The sequence below is a fragment of the Flexithrix dorotheae DSM 6795 genome, from assembly GCF_000379765.1.
Taxonomy (GTDB): Bacteria; Bacteroidota; Bacteroidia; order Cytophagales; family Flammeovirgaceae; genus Flexithrix; species Flexithrix dorotheae.
In genome coordinates this window covers 122,387-142,420 of record NZ_KB903431.1, presented here as the reverse complement: position 1 = coordinate 142,420, position 20,034 = coordinate 122,387, and the positions used below count along the sequence as shown (strand labels likewise).

17 protein-coding genes are annotated in these 20,034 nt (G+C 37.9%); 13 read left to right on the top strand and 4 right to left on the bottom strand.

Annotation, left to right across the window (positions count from 1 at the left end; translation table 11 throughout):
- The first annotated feature begins 4 nt into the window (after nucleotides 1-4).
- The 6 genes from A3EM_RS0104455 to A3EM_RS0104430 all read left to right on the top strand — a co-directional run bounded on the left by A3EM_RS0104455 (nucleotide 5) and on the right by A3EM_RS0104430 (nucleotide 5,736).
- Nucleotides 5-262: a Rho-binding antiterminator gene (locus A3EM_RS0104455; protein ID WP_020526972.1), complete on the top strand. Its 258-nt coding sequence runs from the start codon at nucleotides 5-7 to the stop codon at nucleotides 260-262.
- 109 nt (nucleotides 263-371) lie between these two features.
- Nucleotides 372-2,759, top strand: a complete 2,388-nt coding sequence (locus A3EM_RS0104450; RefSeq protein WP_026210092.1) for a S9 family peptidase — start codon at nucleotides 372-374, stop codon at nucleotides 2,757-2,759.
- A 213-nt stretch (nucleotides 2,760-2,972) separates the two neighbouring features.
- Nucleotides 2,973-3,365, top strand: a complete 393-nt coding sequence (locus A3EM_RS0104445; protein ID WP_020526969.1) for a YbjN domain-containing protein — start codon at nucleotides 2,973-2,975, stop codon at nucleotides 3,363-3,365.
- Between the two features lie 78 nt (nucleotides 3,366-3,443).
- Nucleotides 3,444-4,169: a PspA/IM30 family protein gene (locus tag A3EM_RS0104440; RefSeq protein WP_020526968.1), complete on the top strand. Its 726-nt coding sequence runs from the start codon at nucleotides 3,444-3,446 to the stop codon at nucleotides 4,167-4,169.
- Nucleotides 4,170-4,278: 109 nt separating this feature from the next.
- Nucleotides 4,279-4,608, top strand: a complete 330-nt coding sequence (locus A3EM_RS0104435; protein WP_020526967.1) for a tetratricopeptide repeat protein — start codon at nucleotides 4,279-4,281, stop codon at nucleotides 4,606-4,608.
- A 198-nt stretch (nucleotides 4,609-4,806) separates the two neighbouring features.
- The gene (locus A3EM_RS0104430; protein ID WP_020526966.1) at nucleotides 4,807-5,736 is read left to right on the top strand and encodes a helix-turn-helix domain-containing protein; all 930 of its coding nucleotides are present in this window, start codon (nucleotides 4,807-4,809) and stop codon (nucleotides 5,734-5,736) included.
- Between the two features lie 431 nt (nucleotides 5,737-6,167).
- On the opposite strand, the gene A3EM_RS0104420 is transcribed toward A3EM_RS0104430, so the two are convergent.
- Both A3EM_RS0104420 and A3EM_RS0104415 read right to left on the bottom strand, forming a co-directional pair.
- Entirely contained in the window at nucleotides 6,168-7,328 is a 1,161-nt protein-coding gene (locus tag A3EM_RS0104420) for a DUF819 family protein (protein ID WP_020526964.1), read from the bottom strand.
- A gap of 35 nt (nucleotides 7,329-7,363) precedes the next feature.
- On the bottom strand, nucleotides 7,364-8,755 hold the full coding sequence (locus tag A3EM_RS0104415; protein WP_020526963.1) for an MATE family efflux transporter: 1,392 nt from the start codon (nucleotides 8,753-8,755) through the stop codon (nucleotides 7,364-7,366).
- 307 nt (nucleotides 8,756-9,062) lie between these two features.
- Here A3EM_RS0104415 and A3EM_RS45510 point away from each other — a divergent pair, with 307 nt between their 5' ends.
- The 7 genes from A3EM_RS45510 to A3EM_RS41505 are packed head-to-tail and all read left to right on the top strand — an operon-like array spanning nucleotide 9,063 to nucleotide 15,973.
- Nucleotides 9,063-9,659 (top strand): TetR/AcrR family transcriptional regulator, encoded by a 597-nt coding sequence (locus A3EM_RS45510; RefSeq protein WP_020526962.1) that lies wholly within the window; start codon nucleotides 9,063-9,065, stop codon nucleotides 9,657-9,659.
- A 2-nt stretch (nucleotides 9,660-9,661) separates the two neighbouring features.
- Nucleotides 9,662-10,408 (top strand): outer membrane lipoprotein-sorting protein, encoded by a 747-nt coding sequence (locus tag A3EM_RS0104405; protein ID WP_020526961.1) that lies wholly within the window; start codon nucleotides 9,662-9,664, stop codon nucleotides 10,406-10,408.
- Nucleotides 10,409-10,435: 27 nt separating this feature from the next.
- On the top strand, nucleotides 10,436-11,662 hold the full coding sequence (locus tag A3EM_RS0104400; RefSeq protein ID WP_020526960.1) for an ABC transporter permease: 1,227 nt from the start codon (nucleotides 10,436-10,438) through the stop codon (nucleotides 11,660-11,662).
- Between the two features lie 55 nt (nucleotides 11,663-11,717).
- Nucleotides 11,718-12,932 (top strand): ABC transporter permease, encoded by a 1,215-nt coding sequence (locus tag A3EM_RS0104395; RefSeq protein WP_020526959.1) that lies wholly within the window; start codon nucleotides 11,718-11,720, stop codon nucleotides 12,930-12,932.
- 34 nt (nucleotides 12,933-12,966) lie between these two features.
- Nucleotides 12,967-13,662: an ABC transporter ATP-binding protein gene (locus tag A3EM_RS0104390; RefSeq protein WP_020526958.1), complete on the top strand. Its 696-nt coding sequence runs from the start codon at nucleotides 12,967-12,969 to the stop codon at nucleotides 13,660-13,662.
- Nucleotides 13,663-13,683: 21 nt separating this feature from the next.
- On the top strand, nucleotides 13,684-14,775 hold the full coding sequence (locus tag A3EM_RS41510; protein ID WP_020526957.1) for an adenylate/guanylate cyclase domain-containing protein: 1,092 nt from the start codon (nucleotides 13,684-13,686) through the stop codon (nucleotides 14,773-14,775).
- Between the two features lie 13 nt (nucleotides 14,776-14,788).
- Nucleotides 14,789-15,973, top strand: coding sequence for a hypothetical protein (locus A3EM_RS41505; protein WP_020526956.1), 1,185 nt, complete (start codon nucleotides 14,789-14,791; stop codon nucleotides 15,971-15,973).
- A 264-nt stretch (nucleotides 15,974-16,237) separates the two neighbouring features.
- On the opposite strand, the gene A3EM_RS0104375 is transcribed toward A3EM_RS41505, so the two are convergent.
- Nucleotides 16,238-18,091, bottom strand: a complete 1,854-nt coding sequence (locus A3EM_RS0104375; RefSeq protein ID WP_020526955.1) for a glycoside hydrolase family 13 protein — start codon at nucleotides 18,089-18,091, stop codon at nucleotides 16,238-16,240.
- 248 nt (nucleotides 18,092-18,339) lie between these two features.
- The gene (locus tag A3EM_RS0104370) at nucleotides 18,340-19,914 is read right to left on the bottom strand and encodes a RagB/SusD family nutrient uptake outer membrane protein (protein WP_020526954.1); all 1,575 of its coding nucleotides are present in this window, start codon (nucleotides 19,912-19,914) and stop codon (nucleotides 18,340-18,342) included.
- Nucleotides 19,915-20,034 lie beyond the last annotated feature (120 nt).

The following is a 20,034-nucleotide window of genomic DNA, read 5'->3' as shown; positions in this document are numbered from 1 at the left end:
CGCCATGAAAAAACACTATCAACCAATCAATTGCTCCCTTTACGATCACCTGGAAGCAGCCATTACCAAAAATGAAATGGTCGAATTAATTATTTCTTCAAAAGAAGGGATTGAACAAAAAATGCATATCAGATGCAAAGACTTATATGCCAAAAATGGAGAAGAGTTTTTAGTGCTTGAAAATGAATCTACACTGAGACTGGATCAAATTCTTTCCCTTAATGGAATCAATTTTAAAGGAAGGGATTTCTGTTCATTTTAAAACCATACCCCAAAACCTCCATTCATGTAAAATATATCCGCAAGGTTGGTGCTTCAGTCTTTTTTTTGGTAATATTATCGCTACAACAATAAACTGACAATATATCAAAATGAAAACACTGCTGACACTAATTACCAGTCTGAGTTTAATTTGGACAATCTCTACTGCAATTGCCCAAAATACCGCTAAAAGTACATTAACCATAGAGCAAATCATGCAAGGGCCAGACTTTGTGGGCCATCTACCCGAAAACATTTTCTGGGGAGTAGATAGCAAAACCATTTATTTTAGCTGGAATCCCGAAAATGAAATTGCCAACCAATTATATAAAACTGATCTTTCAGGAAATACCCCTATAAAAGTAAGTTTGGATGAAGAAAAAGCTTTGCCTGGCCAATTTGGAAATTACGACAAAAATTATTCGAAAAGGCTTTACACTAAACATGGGGATATTTTCCTTCAGGACTTAAGTTCTAACCACACCCTGCAAATTACCAATACCTTCGAAGCGGAATCTGAACCACAATTTTCAGGTAATGAAACCAAAGTTTATTACAAATACCAAAGTAATTTCTTTGCCTGGGATGTGAATGATGGAAGTATTCAACAGTTAACCAATTTTATTAATGGAAATGAGGAAAAAGAAAACAAGCTAAACGAACAGCAAACCTGGCTTGAAAAGGACCAGTTGAATTATTTCCAGATTTTGAGAGAAAGGAAATCACAAGCAGAATATCAGGAAGAAAAACAGGAAAAACTTAGTCCCGATCGGCCGAAAAAAATATTTATTGGGAATAAATCTTTGCAGGACGTATCCATTAGTCCAGATGGACAATTTATAACCTACCGGCTGGCCATTGAACCTGAAGAAAGAGGAAATACGGGAGTAATGGACTATGTAACCACTTCCGGATATGCTAAAAATCTAAATGCCCGGCCAAAGGTGGGCTCCGAAGAAGCTACTTATGAATTTAGCATTTACGATAGGAAAAAAGATACAACTTATGTGGTAGATATCAAGCAGATTCCCGGCATTTACGATAAACCTGAATTTCTGAAAGATTACCACCCAAAAGATGGTGACCAGCCTTATAAAGATCAATATGAAAATCCCCGAGAGGTCGTCATCCTTTCACCAATCTATTCTGCTGAAAATAAAGCAGTTGTTGTAATCCGGGCTCTTGATAATAAAGACAGGTGGATTATGGAACTGGAATTATCCACAGGGAAATTAAACCTGCTTGACAGACAAAGAGATGAAGCATGGATAGCTGGCCCCGGTATTTCCAGCTGGAATTTTTCTATGGGCAATATAGGGTGGTTCGATTCCAAAACCATTTGGTTCCAGTCAGAGGAAACTGGTTATGCTCATATTTATACGCTGGATATTACTTCCGGAAAGAAAAAAGCCCTCACAGAAGGCAATTTCGAAATTCTGGATGCTCAACTTTCCCAGGACAAAAAATCCTTCTACCTTACCAGTAATAAAATTAGTCCGGCTGAGCAACATTTTTACCAGCTTTCCATCAAATCGGGAAAAATGGAACAAATTACTTCTATGCCTGGGAAACATGAGGTAAGTATTTCCCCGGATGAAAAAAAACTGGCCATTCGGTACTCCTACAGCAATAAGCCCTGGGAATTATATGTGATGTCCAACGAAAAAGGAGCAGTAGCCACAAAAGTCACCAACTCCACCACTGCTGAATTTAACCAGTATTCCTGGCGGGAGCCCGAAATCATTCAGTTTACTGCAGAAGATGGGGAAAAAGTTGCGGCAAGATTATACAAGCCAAATGAACCGAAAAATAATGGACCTGCTGTTATTTTTGTGCATGGAGCGGGCTATTTGCAAAATGTACACAAATGGTGGAGTTCCTATTACCGGGAGTATATGTTTCATAATTTTCTGGCAGATCAGGGCTACACTGTTTTGGACATTGACTACCGGGGAAGTGCAGGCTATGGAAGAGATTGGAGGACCGGAATTTACAGGTTTATGGGAGGAAAAGACCTGAGTGATCAGATTGATGGAGTGAAATACCTAATCAATGAGCATGGAATTGATCCCGAAAAAGTCGGGATTTATGGAGGTTCGTATGGCGGATTTATTACCCTGATGGCACTATTTACTTCTCCGGGTACTTTTCAGTCGGGAGCGGCTTTGCGTTCAGTAACTGATTGGGCTCATTATAATCATGGTTATACCTCCAATATTCTCAATACCCCAGCAGCTGATAGCATTGCCTATTATAGAAGTTCACCCATCTATCATGCTGAGAACCTGGAAGATAAACTGGTTATGTTACATGGAATGATTGATACCAATGTGCAGTTTCAGGATGTCGTCAGGCTATCTCAAAGGCTTATTGAATTGGGAAAAGATGATTGGGAATTGGCGGTATTTCCGTTGGAAGGACATGGTTTCAAAGAAGCCAGCAGCTGGGCCGATGAATACAAAAGAATTTTCAGGCTTTTTGAAGAAACCCTGAAGTAAATTTTTAGTATATTTAAACGCTGAAACAGGGATGAACTCCTGTCTGAAATTTTCAGTTTTTTCTTTTTTTTAAAACAGTTGGAATTTCTTGTAATTTTTTCCAAGGAATAACAACTAACCGAAAGTTGATAATTATTTTATCATTCAAGTAATAGCCCGAACATTTTCAAAAATCGGGTATTTATTCATCTAACCAAATTTTATTTTTTACTTATGAGTAATTTTGAAAAAGTCAAAGGTTACCTTAGAGAATTAGAGTATGATATCACTTTTGAGGATGCATCCGAAGAGTTAGTGATGGTAGAGAAAGAAGATGAAGGAATTAAAAACTTAATGGTTGATTGCGAAGATCCTATCCTTATCCTTGAGCAATTTTTGTTTAATGTAAACAACGAATCGCTGGATTTATACAAAAGCCTACTCAAAAAGAACAGGGAAATAGTTCATGGTGCATTTGTGCTGGACGATTCTGGTAAAAAAGTACTTTTCCGGGACACACTTCAGCTGGAAAACCTGGATTTAAATGAACTGGAAGGTTCTATTAATTCCCTTAGTTTGTTATTAAGTGAATATTACAAGGAGTTAATTGGATTTGCTAAAAACTAAGCCATACTAAGTAAATATTGGAAAAGTTATTTAGTCAAAATTTAGAAAGTTTTTAACATAAAAAATCAAAAAATAACCATGTCATTATTTAAAAGATTATTCGGAGTGGCCTCCGCAGAAGCCAATGCAGCAATAGATAAACTGGAAGACCCTGTAAAAATGACCGAACAGGGCATTAGGGATTTAAAAAAAGATTTGGACGAAAGCCTTAAGTCACTGGCAGAAGTAAAGGCAGTGACCATCCGATCCAGAAAGGAATTGGAAGAAGCCAAATCACAGGCTAAAGATTATGAAGGAAAGGCAATCCTTTTAATTGGTAAGGCAGAATCAGGCCAAATTGATGCTGCTGAAGCCGACAGGCTTGCTTCTCAGGCACTTACTAAAAAAGAACAAGCTTTACAAAGGGCTACTACTACTCAAAAACTGCTTCAAACGCAGGAAGTTAATGTGGCTAAAATGGAGCAAAACGTTCAAAGACTTAAAACGCAGATTTCCACCTGGGAAAATGAGCTGAAAACTTTGAAAGCGAGAGCCAAAGTAAGTGAAGCATCTTCCAAACTAAACAAACAACTGGCCAGCATCGATTCTTCAAGTACCCTGGGTATGTTGGAAAGAATGAAGGAAAAAGTGGATCAGCAGGAGGCTTTAGCCGAATCTTACGGAGAAATGGCAGATATGACCACTAGTGTAGATGACGAAATTGATAAAGCACTTCTTGGAGATGGTGGAGGAAGCAGCACTCAGTCCGATGCTTTATTGGCCCTTAAGGCAAAATTAGCCTCTGGAAAGAAGGAAGGAGAGTAAATAAAAATATTCCCCCGATATAAAAAAATCCCATGGGAAATGGCCATTCCATTTTTCATGGGATTTTTTATGCTTAATTTTAAAAATCCATTTAAGAAACTGAATTTTTATGAAAGAGGAAAGGCTAAAAAAACTGTATGAATTTCTGGAAAATGATCCTCATGATCCTTTTACCATTTATGCCATTGCCAGTGAACTTGTTTTCGAAAAACCAAAGGAAGCATTAAAATATTTTACCAGATTATTAAATGAGCATCCTGATTATGTGGCTACTTACTACCATGCTGCGCACTTGTTTGTTGAATTGGGAAATCGGGAAAAGGCAGAAGAAGTGTATAAAAAAGGGATTGCCATTTGTCAGGAAAAGCAGGAACTACACGCCTTGGCAGAGCTTCAAAGCGCTTACAATAATTTTTTGTACGATGACGAAGACGAATAATTCTGATTATCCAAACCACCAAAATCACTCAAATATACTCTGAGTGCAATTTTTGCAATCTATTTTTTAAATTAAATTTCTTATTGATTTTTTAATTTTTTGAAGAAATTCCTTACTTTTAGTGAATAAAATAGTATTTTACCAATATCCTATTGATTTAAAATAATTTTAATTTTAGATTGGAGTCCGCTAAAATTCATGGAAGATTACAATAAAATCCTCGAGTCTTTAACTACTAAGTTTTTACGATCGAGCTATCTTGACATTATCAGATCGGTAAATATTTCCAATTTTTACGATTTTCAAAACACCCTGATTTTAATCAGGAATGGAACTGCAAAATTTGGAGAAGACCAGGAAAACCTAAATGTTGGCGATATTCTATTTATACCGGGGGGTAAAAATACCAGCCTGCTTTTGGGGAAAGGGGAAGCCACTAAACTTTCCAATGAGGATTTTATTAATCAAAAGGAGAATTTTCTTCGATCCAGAAATTCAACTAATAACATATTAACTGAAGAACCGGAAGCAACACTCATTTCCGTAACTTTCGAAGTGAAAGCCTTTGATTCTGTAAACTTCTTTCCTTCTCTGGATATCCCTCCATTTTCCATTAAAGGCCAACCGGTAATTGGTACTTTAATGTCCAAAATAAATTATGAAATGGTAAATGATGCACCGGGTAAATCCAGGTTGATCAACATTTACACAGATGAGCTTGTAATTGAGCTTTTCCGCCACATTTTAGGTAAAGGAATGTTCCTGGAACAATTGGCCACTAACAGCAATTATTTTAAGGACCCCAGATTAATTGAAATTTTCAATTATATCAAAGAAAATCTTCCTGGAGATTTGTCCAATAAAACCCTTGCCAACGTAGCCAATGTATCTGAAGATTATGTAGGACAGTACTTTAAAATGCTAACCGGGATTAATCCCCAGGATTACATTGAGTACCAACGAATGGAAAGGGCTGTAACTTTACTTCGAACTTCCAAGAAAAGCATCCGCAATATTGGTGTGGAAGTGGGCTATAAAGACACGGCCTATTTTTGCCGAAGATTTAAAATGATGTTTGGTATTCCTGCCGGGAAAATGAGAAGAAGAGAATCATTAATGGATGCTTAATTATTAAAATCTGAATTTTTTGTGCAGAAATTTCTCCTTTTCCAGTACCATTTTATTGTATTTTCAATTAAAATATTCACAATTGTTAAGAATAGATTTTAAACTAATCCGTTTTTACAGGTGTATTATATGAAGCATTCAAATTGAACTTTACGGATATTTTTTAGGAAGAAAAGTCTTTTTAATTGGGTGAAATATATATTTTTGCAATACAATTTTTCTGGAATCTTAATTCATTATATGATAAAACTTCTACTGCTTTAACTTATATTTTTCTTTCATTAATCCTTTTGGTTATGAAGCGGTATGTATTTTTTGCGCTTTTTGTATTCTTTGTTGTGCTTGTTAATTTATTTGCAAAAAACAACTTAAAACAGGAATCAAAAATTGAAATTCCTCAAAAATTTGAAACAGAAAGTTCAACTCAAATTTCACAAAGTAGCGGCAATTAAAAACCCCAGATAGGTTCCTACACCATTTCCCAAAGCCCCAACTAAAATGGAGGGCAGGAATAAATCATTTCTATTCAGCCCTTTTGATAAGGCCAAGGCTGTGGAACTTCCCCCAATATTTGCCTGAGAAGCAATAGCTGCCAACTCCCAATCCATCTTTGCCAGCCAGGCAATCCCAAAAATCAGCAACCCGTGAATACTTACAAGAATTAAAGTAAATATTAATAAGTTAAGGGCCAATACTCCGATTTGGCTTAAAGCGGCAAATTCACAGTAAGCTCCGATTACTACCAGAAAAAGATATACACTGAAAAGTCCTAATAACCTGCTTCCTGGCAAATGATGGACAAAAGGAATTTGAGCCATGATAAGAGCAATGGTAGTCAGTATTAAAATGGAAGGTAATTTTATACCGGCCAGGCCATTTATCCACTCCACCAGAAAATCGGAAACCAAAATAGTAAATAAGCCTAATACTAATAAAATAGCGAGGTTTTTAGAATTGATCATCTGGTTATCATAATTCTCCATATCTATTCCACTTTCCTTTTCAGGCTCCGTTTCGATCATCTTATTCCTGGGCACAAACCGTTGTAAAACCTTGGGAATAGCAATACAGGCAATCATCCAAACAGAAGTAATGATATTGTCCACCGCCACGGCTCCGGCAAATACATTTCCTTTTTCAGCAATTTTATAGTGCAATGCCAAAGCATTAAAATTTACACTTCCACCGATGTAAGTTCCGGTAAACATGCCAGCAAGGGGCCGAAAGTTTTCTCCAAAAACTTCCTGTCCTGAAACCACCTGCATTCCAATTAAAACTCCGGTTACCGTGCCCACTACTCCCACAAAAAACATAAATAGCATGGGTAAACCTGCATTTTTCAGGCTTTTGAGGTTTACTTCCAAAAGGAGATAGAAAATGGAAAGCGGGGCAAGATATTTAAAGATTCCACTATACAGGGGAATAGAATTAGATGCAGAGGGAATTACCCCCAGATTAGAAAAAGTCGCCCCAAATAAAATCACCATTAGTGCTGTACCAAAATGCCTGAAGTATGCTTTTTTGGTTAGCCACTCTGAAATGATAATAATCAGGCATAAAATACCTAAAACGAATACCGGGTTCGAAGTCATTGAAGTTTAGTTTATTTTCAAAAACAGATCTTCTACTAAACAGAAACTGTTTTCCATTTTCCCTTTTTAAATATGGAAATACAAATTACTGCCAGTATTGAAAGTGATGCAGAAATTGCAATATACACTCCAGATGATCCTAAATGGAAATTTATCGCTAAAAAATAAGCCAAAGGAATCTGAATTACCCAATAACAGATAAAATTGATAATTGTAGGTGTAGAGGTATCTCCTGCCCCATTAAAAGCCTGGCTGATCACCATTCCGTAGGCAAAAAACACATAACCAAGGCAAATAATTTTCAAACTGGCTACGCCATGCCTAATCACTTCCGGCTCTGTAGAAAAAATCATGACAAATTCCCTGGCCCAGGTATAAAAGATAATAGACACCAACAACAAAAATAGCATATTATAAAAAGCGGACAACCAGACTGATTTCTCCGCCCTGTCTGGCATTTTGGCTCCCAGGTTTTGCCCTACTAATGTGGCGGCAGCATTTGCCACTCCAAAGGAGGGCAGAATAGTAAAGATAATTATTCTGAAGGCAATGGTATAACCTGCTACAGCCTCACTTCCAAACTGAGAAATTATCCGGACCATGAAAATCCAGCTGGCTGACCCGATAATAAACTGACCAATACCTCCCAAACCTATTGAAATGATCTTTTTGATGACTTCCCATTTTATCACTACATTTTCCCACCCAATTTTGATAACGGCCTTTCTGCTGATTAAAAAATAAAACTGAAAGAGCACCCCGCAACCTCTACCAATATTGGTCGCAATTGCAGCTCCTTCCAAACCCAGCTCGGGAAAAGGGCCAAGTCCCAATATCAGACAGGGATCGAGAATCAGATTGAGCCCGTTGCTCAAAATCAGGGTGCGCATGGCCAATGAAGCATCCCCGGCTCCCCGGAAAATAGCGTTAATCAGAAACAGGAAAAGTATGGTAAAATTTCCACCAAACATAATGCGGGTGTAACCCACGCCTTCCTCCACCAATTCTTCACTTCCACCCATCAGACGTAAAATATCAGCTGAAAAAATCACTCCGGTAATTCCAATTACAACAGACAAAATAGTAGCAATAAAAAGTGACTGAAAAGCTGCATTAGCTGCCAGGGCAGGTTTGCCCTCCCCCACTCTTCTCGCCACTACGGCTGTGGTAGCCATACTTAATCCGATACTTATGGAATAAAGGAGCATAAGGACTGATTCAGTCAAACCTACGGTTGCCACTGCATTCACCCCTATTTTAGCTACAAAAAAAACATCTACTATTGCAAAAAGGGATTCCATTACCATTTCCAGAATCATGGGAATGGACAACATAAAAATAGCTCTGTTTATGCTTCCAGATGTGAAATTTTTCTCACTTCCTGAAACGGCTATTGAAAGATAATGCCATATTTTTTTTAGGCTCATAGAGCTTAAACCTTTAGTTGAAAAAAAATTAGTTATTGGTAAAAAGTGGAATTATTAATCACTATGCTTTTTTGCCTGATACAAACTTTGCCCTTTATTGAGCCTGCGTAGCAAATAATCACAAGTTTAGCTTTTGTAGCAACTGTTCTTTTTGGGATGTGGCCTTATTGTCAGGCTAAAGTAATCCAATCTTTCAAAGAATCAAACTTATCCATAAAATAGATACTGAAGAAAAAAAGTTGCATCCTAAAAAAACAAATTTTATATTTGACTGACCGGTCAGTAATAAATTATTAAAATAGCTTAAATGTCTCCAAGAACAGAAGAACAGTTTGCCTCCATGCGGGAAAAAAGCAAAGAGTTGCTAATGGATACGGCATTGCAATTATTTTCTAAAAAAGGATTTCATAGTACTTCTATTAGCCAAATCACTAATGAAGCAGGGGTAGCCAAGGGCATATTATATCATTATTTTAAAAGCAAGGAGGAATTGCTTGTAGCCATTATCCAAAAGGGTACAAATGAATTACAAAGCTTGTTTTTGGAGGCTTTTAAAGCCGAAAACCCCAGGGAACAACTAGAACAAATGATCAGGGTTACTGTGAAAGCCATGAAGGAACAAAAATTATACTGGCAGCTATTTTCTTCTCTTATCACTCAGATGCATGATAATAAAATTATTGAGGATATTCTTAAACCCCTTACTCAACAATCCATAATACTCATGGAAGGGTTATTTAGTAAATTAGGTAAGAAAAATCCAAAAATGGAGGCTATTGCCATTGCAGCATTATTTGATGGCATAGGGCTCCATTATCTTTTTGTGATGGATGATTATCCAATAGATGAAATAACTGAATTTATAATAGAAAAAATATTAGGAAATCAATCAGACACCAAATAAAAATGAAAATCCCGTTTTTGCTATTTTTCCTTATCTGTAATTCCCTTATAGGCTTCGGACAGGAAACAGCCAAAGAAATTGTAAATAAAGCAGATCAGAAATTTAGAGGTGATACGCAATTTGCGGAAATGACCATGACCATTGTCAGACCTGACTGGAAAAGGTCCATGTCACTCAAAAGCTGGCTAAAAGGAGAAGACTACAGTCTGGTTTTAGTTACTGCTCCGGCTAAAGATAAAGGAACTGTTTCCCTTAAAAGAATGAAAGATTTGTGGAACTGGATGCCTGCGATTGAAAGAAGCATAAAAGTTTCGCCCTCCATGATGAACCAGTCCTGGATGGGCTCAGATTTCACGAATGATGATTTGATGAAACAATCTTCCATTGTAGTGGATTATGATCATTCTTTTGAAGGAAGTGAAACCATTAATGGTTATGAATGTCATAAAATAAAACTGGTACCTAAGCCTGATGCCCCGGTGGTTTGGGGAAAGATTTACATGTGGATTAGCAAAGAAGAATATTTTCAGATGAAATCTGAATTTTATGATGAAGATGAATTTCTAATTAACACTATGACTTCCAGTGGGGTAAAGCAAATGGGTGATCGTGAAATCCCTACAAAATTGGTCATGCAACCAGAAGACAAACCGGGAAACCAGACGATTATTACCTATCAGAAAATTGAATACAATCAACCAATCGCTGAAAGTTTTTTCTCCCTGCAAAATATGAAAAAGGTAAGATAACCCAAGAATATTAACCCTCAATCAAATATGAAAACCCTGTTAAAACTTGCCTGGAGAAATATATGGAGGAATAAGAGGAGAACTATCATCACTGTATCTTCTATTTTTTTTGCTGTCCTGCTTGCCCTTTTCATGCGCTCCATGCAATTGGGTTCGTATTCCAAAATGATTATCGATAGTGTGGAATCCTATTCCGGATATATTCAGGTACATAAAGCAGGCTATTGGGAAGACAAATCCATCAATGACCTGATTGAATTATCCGACAGTCTGAAAAATGCAATTGAGTCGGTTCCCCATGTAAAAAATGCTTTTCCAAGACTGGAAACAACCGGACTGGCTGCTTCAGAGAAGCTCAACAAATTTTCCATGATTATTGGGATAAATCCTGAGGAAGAGGATAAAATGACCAGATTGAGTGAGAAAATTATTGAAGGAAAATACCTGACTTCTGAAAGCAATGGTGTGATTATATCAAGCGGTCTGAGTAATTTTCTGAAATTGGGGGTAAATGATACAATTGTGTTCATAGGCCAGGGCTATCATGGCAGCACTGCTGTGGGGAAATATCCTATAGAAGGAATTGTAAAACTGGCTAATCCTAAAATGGATAAGGGAATGGTATACATGCCTCTGCAGGTTTGTCAAACTTATAGCGGAGCGGAAAAACTGGGGAATGCCTTTATAATAGTTCTGGATAATTTCAAATATGTCCCTGAGGTTCAGGCCACCTTAAAGCAAGGTCTGGGGGAAAAGTATGAGGTAATGAATTGGGAAGAAATTCAACCTGAACTGGTACAAATTATTCTGGCTGATAATGCAGGTGGAGTAATTATGCTGGGCATTCTTTACATTGTAATTGCATTTGGAATTTTTGGTACCATCATGATGATGACCATTGAAAGACTAAAAGAATTTGGAGTATTAGTGGCTGTGGGTATGCACAAATCCCGGTTAATGATTATTGTGATCATAGAAGCCTTGTTAATTGGGATATTTGGCATTCTGATCTCCTTTGGAGCGGGAATTCCCCTTTTATTAATCATGCAGCAATACACGATACAACTTACCGGAGATGCCGCAGATGGCATGCTGAAAATGGGAATTGAACCTATTATCCCATTCTCGCTGGATCCGGTTATTTTTTATTCCCAGGGGCTGGCTATTTTCCTGATCGTGGGGATTTGTATTATTTATCCTTTATTTAAAATTAAGTTTCTCAATCCCATTTATGCGATTAAATCACATAGGTAAATGCCTGTACTATGTCACTATTGACCATATTTATGAATGCTTTAAATATTAAAAAATGATTGCTGCAATATCATGGAGAAATGTTTGGAGAACCCGGCTCAGAAGTCTGGTAATCATCATGGCCATTGCCATTGGGCTGACAGGTGGAGTGCTTTCGGTGGGCGTATTTAATGGGCTGGCTGAGCAAAAGATGAGAACTGCCATCGATACCCAGACGGCCCATATTCAGATTCATCAAAAAGGATTTACGGATGATTATGATATTCATTATTTCCTAAAAAATCCTGATAACATTCTGTCTGTCATTGAAATGGATAACAGAATAAAAGCCTATTCCACCAGAACCATTTCAGAATTGATGATCAGGACGGCCAACGGTTCAGCCGGAGTTCAGCTATTGGGCATAAATCCCGAAGCTGAAAAATCAATCAGTACGATTTGGGAATCTGTTGTGGATGGGGCATACTTTGAAGGCATCAAAAGGAATCCCATTCTGATTAGCCAGAAAACCGCTGATAAACTGAAGGTGAGGGTAAAATCCAAAATCATTTTGAGTTTACTGGATACCGATGGCAATGCAGTAGATGCCGGATTCAGAGTAGTAGGCATTTTCAAAACCAGTTCCAGCATGTTCGATGAAGCCACCGCTTTTGTACGTCAGGAAGATTTACAAAGACTCACTTTAATGGAAGGTGTCAACCATGAAATTGCCATAAAAGTAAATGACCCGGAAGAAGTAACTCCGGTCATTGCCGACTTAAAAAGCAACCTATCCGAAGATTTACAAATAGAAAGCTGGAAAGAAGTTCAGCCGGAACTGGCTTATATTTCTGATATGACCGGGCAAATGAATTTCCTATTTTTGGGAATCATTCTATTTGCGCTGGCTTTTGGAATTCTCAATACCATGCTCATGGCAATTTTCGAAAGGGTAAAGGAAATTGGAGTATTAATGGCTGTAGGGATGAATAAAATGAAGATTTTTCTGATGATCGTTTTCGAGACGATTTTCCTTGCCCTCATCGGAGGTTTTATCGGGATAATTATCAGTGCAAGCCTTATTATCTGGCTCGGTAATCAGGGCATAAATCTTTCTGTGGTAGGGGAAGGACTGGCGGCTTATGGAGTAGGCCAGATTATTTACCCACAGCTTTCAGGAGCATTTTACCTTCAACTGATCTTGATGGTATTTTTTACAGCATTATTTTCCTCCATTTACCCGGCTATTAAAGCTTTAAAACTAAAACCAATAGAAGCCATTCATGGCTAAGGCAAAATCTTTAAAAAATTAAAGTATATCAATAATGAGTATCATTCAGCTAAATAATGTTTCCAAAATATACAACCCCGATACTATCCCGGTTTATGCCCTTAATAAAGTTAACCTGGAAATTGAGGAAGGGGAATTCACCGCAATTGTAGGCCCTTCAGGCTCTGGAAAAACTACCCTGCTCAATATGCTTGGAGGCTTGGACCTTCCTTCAGAAGGAAAAATCCTCATTAACCAGACCGATCTGCAATCTCTTTCCTCAAAACAACTCATAGATTTCCGCTTACATAATATTGGTTTTGTTTTTCAGGATTACAGCCTTCTTCCGGTACTGACTGCCAAGGAAAATGTAGAGTTCATCATGCAATTACAAAACAGATCAAAAAGCGAATATGAAAAAAGAGCCATGGAATTGCTAAAAGAAGTCGGCCTGGGAGAAAGAATGCATAACCGACCTTCCAAACTATCTGGTGGACAGCAACAAAGAGTAGCTGTAGCCAGGGCTTTGGCTCCAAAACCCAAGTTTATTCTTGCAGATGAACCCACTGCCAATCTCGATTCAAAATCTACTAATGATCTACTGGATATCATGAAAAAAATGAATAAAGAATCTAATATTACCTTCATTTTTGCGACTCACGACCAAAGGGTCATTGACAAGGCAAGGCGAGTGATTACCATTGATGATGGCGCTATTGTAAAAGATAAAATCAATACCGCAATTGCCTAACTACTTTATCTCAATCGGGTTATGAATGCAAAACAAAAACTGATACTTCAGGATTGGATATTTATCATGTTAGCCTGGATGTTTATCATGAACCTTTACTCAGTTGTGGTCATTTGGGGATTAGATAGTCTTGTGGACTGGCAGGCGCTCCAACCTTATGATAATAGCTGGATGGTTTATCTGGAACCTTCAATTTTTGGCCTTATTTTCGGTTTCTTTTTCGCACTAATCAATACACTTTCGGAACAGACTTTTATTAGAAAAAAATCTTTCTCCTTTATCATTCTGATTAAATCTCTTTTATACCTTGTCTCCCTGATCATTGTCTACATTATTTTTTTTACTGCTTATACTTTATTAGGCATTTTGCCCGAAGAAATATTCACCTTAACGATCGAAAATTTAGACATCAGGATTTACCTTTCCATTACCATTTACTTCGTATTTTTCATTTTTATCATCAATTTCCTTGTATTAATCAACAAGAAGTTCGGCCCTGGGAATCTTTGGAATTTTGTAACAGGGAAATACCATACTCCCAAAAAAGAGTCAAGATTATTTATGTTTCTGGACCTGAAAGGTTCTACTACAATTGCGGAGCAATTAGGGCATTTTCAGTACTCCAAATTGTTGCAATATTGCTTTCATGACATTACCGATATTGTGATAAAATACAATGCAGAAATTTACCAGTATGTGGGGGATGAAGTCGTCCTGACCTGGAGCATGGAAAATGGATTAAAAAACCTGAATTTCATTAAACTATTTTTTGAATATGAAAAGAAACTCGCCTCCAGAAGGTCGGTATATTTTTCAAAATTTGGGGTATTTCCGGTCTTTAAAGCTGGAATAGAAATGGGCGAAGTGACAGTAGCCGAAGTGGGGGAAATTAAACGGGAAATTGCCTATCATGGCGATGTACTGAACACGGCAGCCAGAATTCAGGAAAGATGTAATGAATTCCACCATAACATCCTCATCTCAGAACATCTACAGAAAGAGATAATGGGCTTTAACCATTACAAAACTGAACTGATGGGCAATATCCAGTTGAGAGGCAAACAAAATCCATTAAAAATTCTCGCTGTGATTCCTAATGAATCCTTAAACTAAAAACTACCTTTAAATGCGAAAAACATTTGCCATAAATGTCACTTTATTGCTATTGACAGTATTGGTCCATTTTCCCTCCTTTTCTCAAGAAGAAGAACCAAAAGAAGAAAAGCCAAGCAACTGGGTAATGAATGGCTATTTGAAATACCTCCAAACGGTTTCTTATGAAAATATTAATGGGGAATGGCTCACCAATAATATCATACACAACAGAATGAATTTTAAATGGTATGCCAGCAATAGTTTAACTGCTGTGGCGGAATTCAGGAATCGTATATTCTATGGGGAAACCGTAAAAACCATTCCCGGATATGCCGATATTATTGCAAGAGATTATGGATATATGGATTTGTCATTTAATTGGGTGGAGCAGGAATCCTTCTTTATCCATACCATTGTGGACAGGGTTTATCTGGACTGGAGTCAGGGCAATTGGCAGGTAAGAGTTGGACGGCAAAGAATTAACTGGGGGCAAACTTATGTCTGGAATCCGAATGATGTATTCAATGCCTATGATTTTTTCGATTTCGATTATGAAGAACGTCCGGGTTCTGATGCTGCTTTGATTAGATATTATACCGGAGCAACTTCCTCTGTAGAATTTGCCTATGCCCTAGGAGACAGCGCAGAAGCTACCAAAGCGGTGGGCATGTTAAAAATCAATAAAGGAGGTTATGATTTCCAGTTTCTCGGGGGAAGGGTTGCTCAGGATGTGGCACTGGGTTTGGGGTGGTCCGGTCAGATCAAAACAGCAGGGTTTAAAGGGGAATTCACTTTCTTAAGACCCTACCAAAATTACAGTCAGGAATTCTGGACCATGGTTGCCTCTATGTCTTTAGATTATACCTTCAAAAACTCCCTTTTTATCCAAACCGAGGCTATTTACAATTCCGATGGAGCTACCGGAGCTCCAGGCCAGATTTCACTATTCCAGCCATTGAGTGTTAGAACATTATCCTTCACCAGAATCAACTGGCTTACACAAGCCTCCTATCCCATTACTCCCCTAATCACTGCAGGAGCAGCCACCATGTACAGCCCCAATGACAATTCCTTTTTTTTCGGTCCTAATGTAGATATTTCTATTACGGAAAATTTCTATTTCCTCCTCACAGGACAAATATTTAAGGGCACTGAAGAATCCCAATATGGCCCTGGCGGGACCTTTCTTTTTGGCAGGTTTAAATGGAGTTTTTAAGTAGTCATTCAAAATTAACCGTGAATTATTTTGCCATAAAAGACTGATAGAGAGACTGCTTTTTCTCGAAAATAATAGTTCCTAGTGTGGAGTACCCGGTTTGGAGCACTGATGCTTAAACATCAAATCATGATTAGCAACGCACATTTTAATTAAAAAATAATCATTCCTAGAAGCAAAAAAGGATCCTAGCTGGAAAGTCCAGCCAAGATCCCGGTACCATTTAACTATTAACGACTTTAATGTAGTACCCGGCCATTTTCATTAATTTAACTCAATTATCAATGGCGCTTTTGCAGGTATTACCAAAGTGTTCTCCAATGAAACTGCCTTCCCCGCAAATAGTTCTGAACCACCTGTACTTTTTCCAATAATTTCTCCAAATCGTTCCAATTGAAGTGTTTTTTCCTCCACACTTTTATTCAGTACTATCATCACTTTTTTGTCACCGGAGTACCGAAAATACACATAAACATCATCCTGTGGAGCAAAGTGTAAAAGTTTTCCATTATGAATTACCTCCTGACCATTTCTCCAGGTAATTACTTTTTTGAGCCATTCCTGCATTTCTTTTTGTGCTTCAGTTAAACCTTTTCCGGTAAACCCATTGATCTCATCACCTTCCCAGCCTCCGGGGAAATCACTTCGGATAATACCATGATCTCCATCTCCGGGATTACTCATAAGAATCTCTGTACCATAATAAATTTGGGGAATTCCTCTTGTGGTAAGCATATAAGTTAAACCCAACTTAAGCAAATCCACATCTTCACCTACCTGTGCATAAAACCGATCCATGTCATGATTATCAGGAAAGACCACCAGATTTTCCGGCTCTGCATACACAAAGTCATTGGCCAGCATTTCGTATAACTCCACAAATCCGTTATGCTCACTTATTAAACTTCTTCTTAAGGCAGCCTGCAATGGAAAGTCCATTACGCTAGGCAAACAAGAAGAATAACCATTTGCATTTACCTTTCCCCTTTGCCAGTGGGCCACAATGGCAGGGTTTTCACTCCACTCTTCTCCCACAATGTTAAAATTTGGAAACTCTTCCATCATTTTACAAGTCCATTCCGACATAAAATCTTTATCGGGATAAGGATATGTATCCATTCTTATTCCGGCTAACCCTAAGTATTCCGTCCACCAGATGGTGTTTTGAATTAAATAAGTAGCCATTAAGTCATTTTTCTGATTGAGATCAGGCATCGTTTTCACAAACCAACCATCTGACATGATTTTTTTATCTATTTCAGCAGCATGAGGGTCCTGAATTACGGTTCTTCTGTGATTGGTTTGAACATATTCATCGGGGAAATTAATCCAGTCTGAAGAGGGTAAATCTTTCATCCACCAGTGTTCCGATCCACAATGATTCAAAATCATATCCATAATCAGCTTTACTCCTTTTTGGCTGGCCTCCTTCGCCAGTTTTTGGTAGGATTCATTAGACCCAAATCTTTCGTCCACTTTGTAAAAATCGGTAGTAGAATATCCATGATAAGAATAATCAACCTGGTCATTTTCCAAAATAGGATTTAGCCAGATAGCCGAAAAGCCCAGTCCCTTGATATAATCAAGGTTTTTGGAGATTCCCGCTATATCACCTCCATGCCTGCCAAATTTTTCAGCCCTGTTTTTCTTTTCCTTCAAATTGTCCAATTCATCATTATCCGGGTTGCCATTGGCAAATCGGTCTGGAGTAATCAGGTAAATTACATCCGAAGGATCAAACCCTTTTCTTTGGGATGCTCCAGGTTCTCTCTCTAAAAGCTGATAATTGAAACTGGTTTTGGTTTTGCCCTTTTGCTGAAAGGCAATATCAAAGTTACCAGGTTTTACATTATTGTCCAGTTTCAAATCAATAAAGAGGTAGTTTGGATTTTCCACTTTCACCACCTTTTCTATCCTGACACCGGGGTATTCAATTTTCGGATTTAAATCACTTATATTTTCCCCATACACCATCAGTTGAAGGTTGGGGTTTACCATACCAGCCCACCAGAAAGCCGGTTCAAGCCTGTCAATTTTATTCTGCCCCAAAGCCAAAATGTTAATTGAAAATATAAGTATGGCAGAAAATATTGGAATGAGTAGTTTGGTCAATTTCATTATTGTAAAATTTAAGATTTAGAAGTCGGAGGAGGATAGGGAAAATAATTCTTCCCTTTTGTATATTAAGTATGAGGTCAAAAACACCAGTTTTTTTGTTACGAAACCCTGATAGGGCACTCTATTTTTCCCGTTAAAAAGCAAGAGTGCTTCATAACCTCCAGAATGAAATTCAACAAATAGATTCAAAAAACGCAGGGCTTAGGCCCTGCGTTTACGTTGTTGTAGTTTGAATAATTAGCTATTGATTAATAGCCCTCGTTTTGTTTTAATTTGGTGTTGGCCAATAATTCCGAAGAAGGTATTGGATAAAGGTTTCTGAAACTCTCTGTTTCTTTCCCCTCTTGCACACCGCCTTTCCAGGGCCAGATTCCATTATCGGTAAACTCTCCAAATCTGATCAAATCAGTTCTTCTGTGAGCTTCCCAATACAATTCTCTGGCTCTTTCATCCTTAATAAAATCCAGAGTTAATTGTGCATCGGTAATATTTCCTGTATTATCACCATAAGCTCTTTCCTTTAACATATTGATTAAGCCAAGAGCAGTTGCTCTGTCTCCACCAGTTCCACCTCTCAATACCGCTTCAGCATAAATTAAATACACATCCGAAAGTCTGAAAACAGGGAAATCGGTATCTGGAAAAGTAGCATTGGAACCAGGTGATCCATCAGAGGCAATATTTGTGAATTTAGGGGCAGCATAACCATCGAAGAAGTTAAAGATATTTTCAATTTCCTTAGTATGTCCTTCTGTATAGAAAATAGCCCTTGAATCCATTTCTCCTGTAATATCAGGGAATAAATCAACAATACTACTTGTGGTTCTCAAGCCCCACCAGCCACCATCAATTCCATAAGCGGCAGGATCCATGTCTCCACCTACAGCAGCATGGGTAATAAAAGTCATTCCTCCCCAGGTTCTGGTATTAGCTCCGTCAAAATTAATGGAGAAAATAATTTCATCAGAAGTATGGTTATCAGCCCCGTGGGTCAATTGATAATTTTCATCAAGGGCATAACCAGCAGCTATTATTTTGTTGCAATATGTGACACAATCTGTATTTCTGTCAGTTCCGGTATAAACTCCGGCATTTAAATAAATTTTGGCTAATAAGGCCCAGGCTGCAGCCTGGTCTGCTCTACCATACTCCCCTTGTCCGGGAGTGCTTAAAGCAGTTTCTATGGCCTTTAATTCTGATTCAATGAAATTAAAAACTTCAGTTCTTGTAGCCTGGTCAGGAGCATTTATACCCAAGGCATCCTCCTCAGTAAAAAACGGAACATCTCCAAACAAATCAATCGCATGCCAGTAACTAAAAGCCCTTAAAAACCTGGCTTCCGCTCTGTATCGATTAATTTCAGCTTTCAACTGGTCATTTGTTCCTCTTTCAGCCAATTTGCCTTCAGTTGTTTCTCTTAAGAACTCATTCGCCATTCCAATCTGGAAAAATATTCTGTTGTAAAGAGCAGTTACAAACTGATTTGCGGCAGTCCAGCTGTGATTGTGAAAATCAGGTAAACCTTCATCACCCCATCCAATTACGGCTTCATCTGTGGAAAGTACTTGGGCTCCCCAGTATTGTCTCCAATAGCTGGAAAAACCTTCATCAATTCCCTGAATATCACCATCTCCGGCAGGCCCCTGTTGTCCGGTAACCGCCAATCCGGCATAAACTCTCGCCAGAAATGATTTATATGAAGATGGGTCATCAAATACGATGGCATTTGTGGTTGAACTTTGGGGTTCAAGCTCCAAATCGGTGCAGGAAACTCCTACAGCCACAATTAATCCAAATAAAAAGATTTTATATATTTTACTCATGATTTTTTCAATTTTAAGTATCACTACTATTTAATATGGGAACTTTCATTTCCTTACCTTATAGTTGAAGTACTAATTAAAGATATTTAATTCTACTCAACCGTTTAATGCAGTTAATTA

What these genes read in the sequence shown, in the direction of transcription:
- A3EM_RS0104455 (WP_020526972.1), top strand. Translation starts at nt 5, where the DNA reads ATGAAAAAACACTATCAACCAATCAATTGCTCCCTTTACGATCACCTG.
- A3EM_RS0104450 (WP_026210092.1), top strand. Translation starts at nt 372, where the DNA reads ATGAAAACACTGCTGACACTAATTACCAGTCTGAGTTTAATTTGGACA.
- A3EM_RS0104445 (WP_020526969.1), top strand. Translation starts at nt 2,973, where the DNA reads ATGAGTAATTTTGAAAAAGTCAAAGGTTACCTTAGAGAATTAGAGTAT.
- A3EM_RS0104440 (WP_020526968.1), top strand. Translation starts at nt 3,444, where the DNA reads ATGTCATTATTTAAAAGATTATTCGGAGTGGCCTCCGCAGAAGCCAAT.
- A3EM_RS0104435 (WP_020526967.1), top strand. Translation starts at nt 4,279, where the DNA reads ATGAAAGAGGAAAGGCTAAAAAAACTGTATGAATTTCTGGAAAATGAT.
- A3EM_RS0104430 (WP_020526966.1), top strand. Translation starts at nt 4,807, where the DNA reads ATGGAAGATTACAATAAAATCCTCGAGTCTTTAACTACTAAGTTTTTA.
- A3EM_RS0104420 (WP_020526964.1), bottom strand. Translation starts at nt 7,328, where the DNA reads ATGACTTCGAACCCGGTATTCGTTTTAGGTATTTTATGCCTGATTATT.
- A3EM_RS0104415 (WP_020526963.1), bottom strand. Translation starts at nt 8,755, where the DNA reads ATGAGCCTAAAAAAAATATGGCATTATCTTTCAATAGCCGTTTCAGGA.
- A3EM_RS45510 (WP_020526962.1), top strand. Translation starts at nt 9,063, where the DNA reads ATGTCTCCAAGAACAGAAGAACAGTTTGCCTCCATGCGGGAAAAAAGC.
- A3EM_RS0104405 (WP_020526961.1), top strand. Translation starts at nt 9,662, where the DNA reads ATGAAAATCCCGTTTTTGCTATTTTTCCTTATCTGTAATTCCCTTATA.
- A3EM_RS0104400 (WP_020526960.1), top strand. Translation starts at nt 10,436, where the DNA reads ATGAAAACCCTGTTAAAACTTGCCTGGAGAAATATATGGAGGAATAAG.
- A3EM_RS0104395 (WP_020526959.1), top strand. Translation starts at nt 11,718, where the DNA reads ATGATTGCTGCAATATCATGGAGAAATGTTTGGAGAACCCGGCTCAGA.
- A3EM_RS0104390 (WP_020526958.1), top strand. Translation starts at nt 12,967, where the DNA reads ATGAGTATCATTCAGCTAAATAATGTTTCCAAAATATACAACCCCGAT.
- A3EM_RS41510 (WP_020526957.1), top strand. Translation starts at nt 13,684, where the DNA reads ATGAATGCAAAACAAAAACTGATACTTCAGGATTGGATATTTATCATG.
- A3EM_RS41505 (WP_020526956.1), top strand. Translation starts at nt 14,789, where the DNA reads ATGCGAAAAACATTTGCCATAAATGTCACTTTATTGCTATTGACAGTA.
- A3EM_RS0104375 (WP_020526955.1), bottom strand. Translation starts at nt 18,091, where the DNA reads ATGAAATTGACCAAACTACTCATTCCAATATTTTCTGCCATACTTATA.
- A3EM_RS0104370 (WP_020526954.1), bottom strand. Translation starts at nt 19,914, where the DNA reads ATGAGTAAAATATATAAAATCTTTTTATTTGGATTAATTGTGGCTGTA.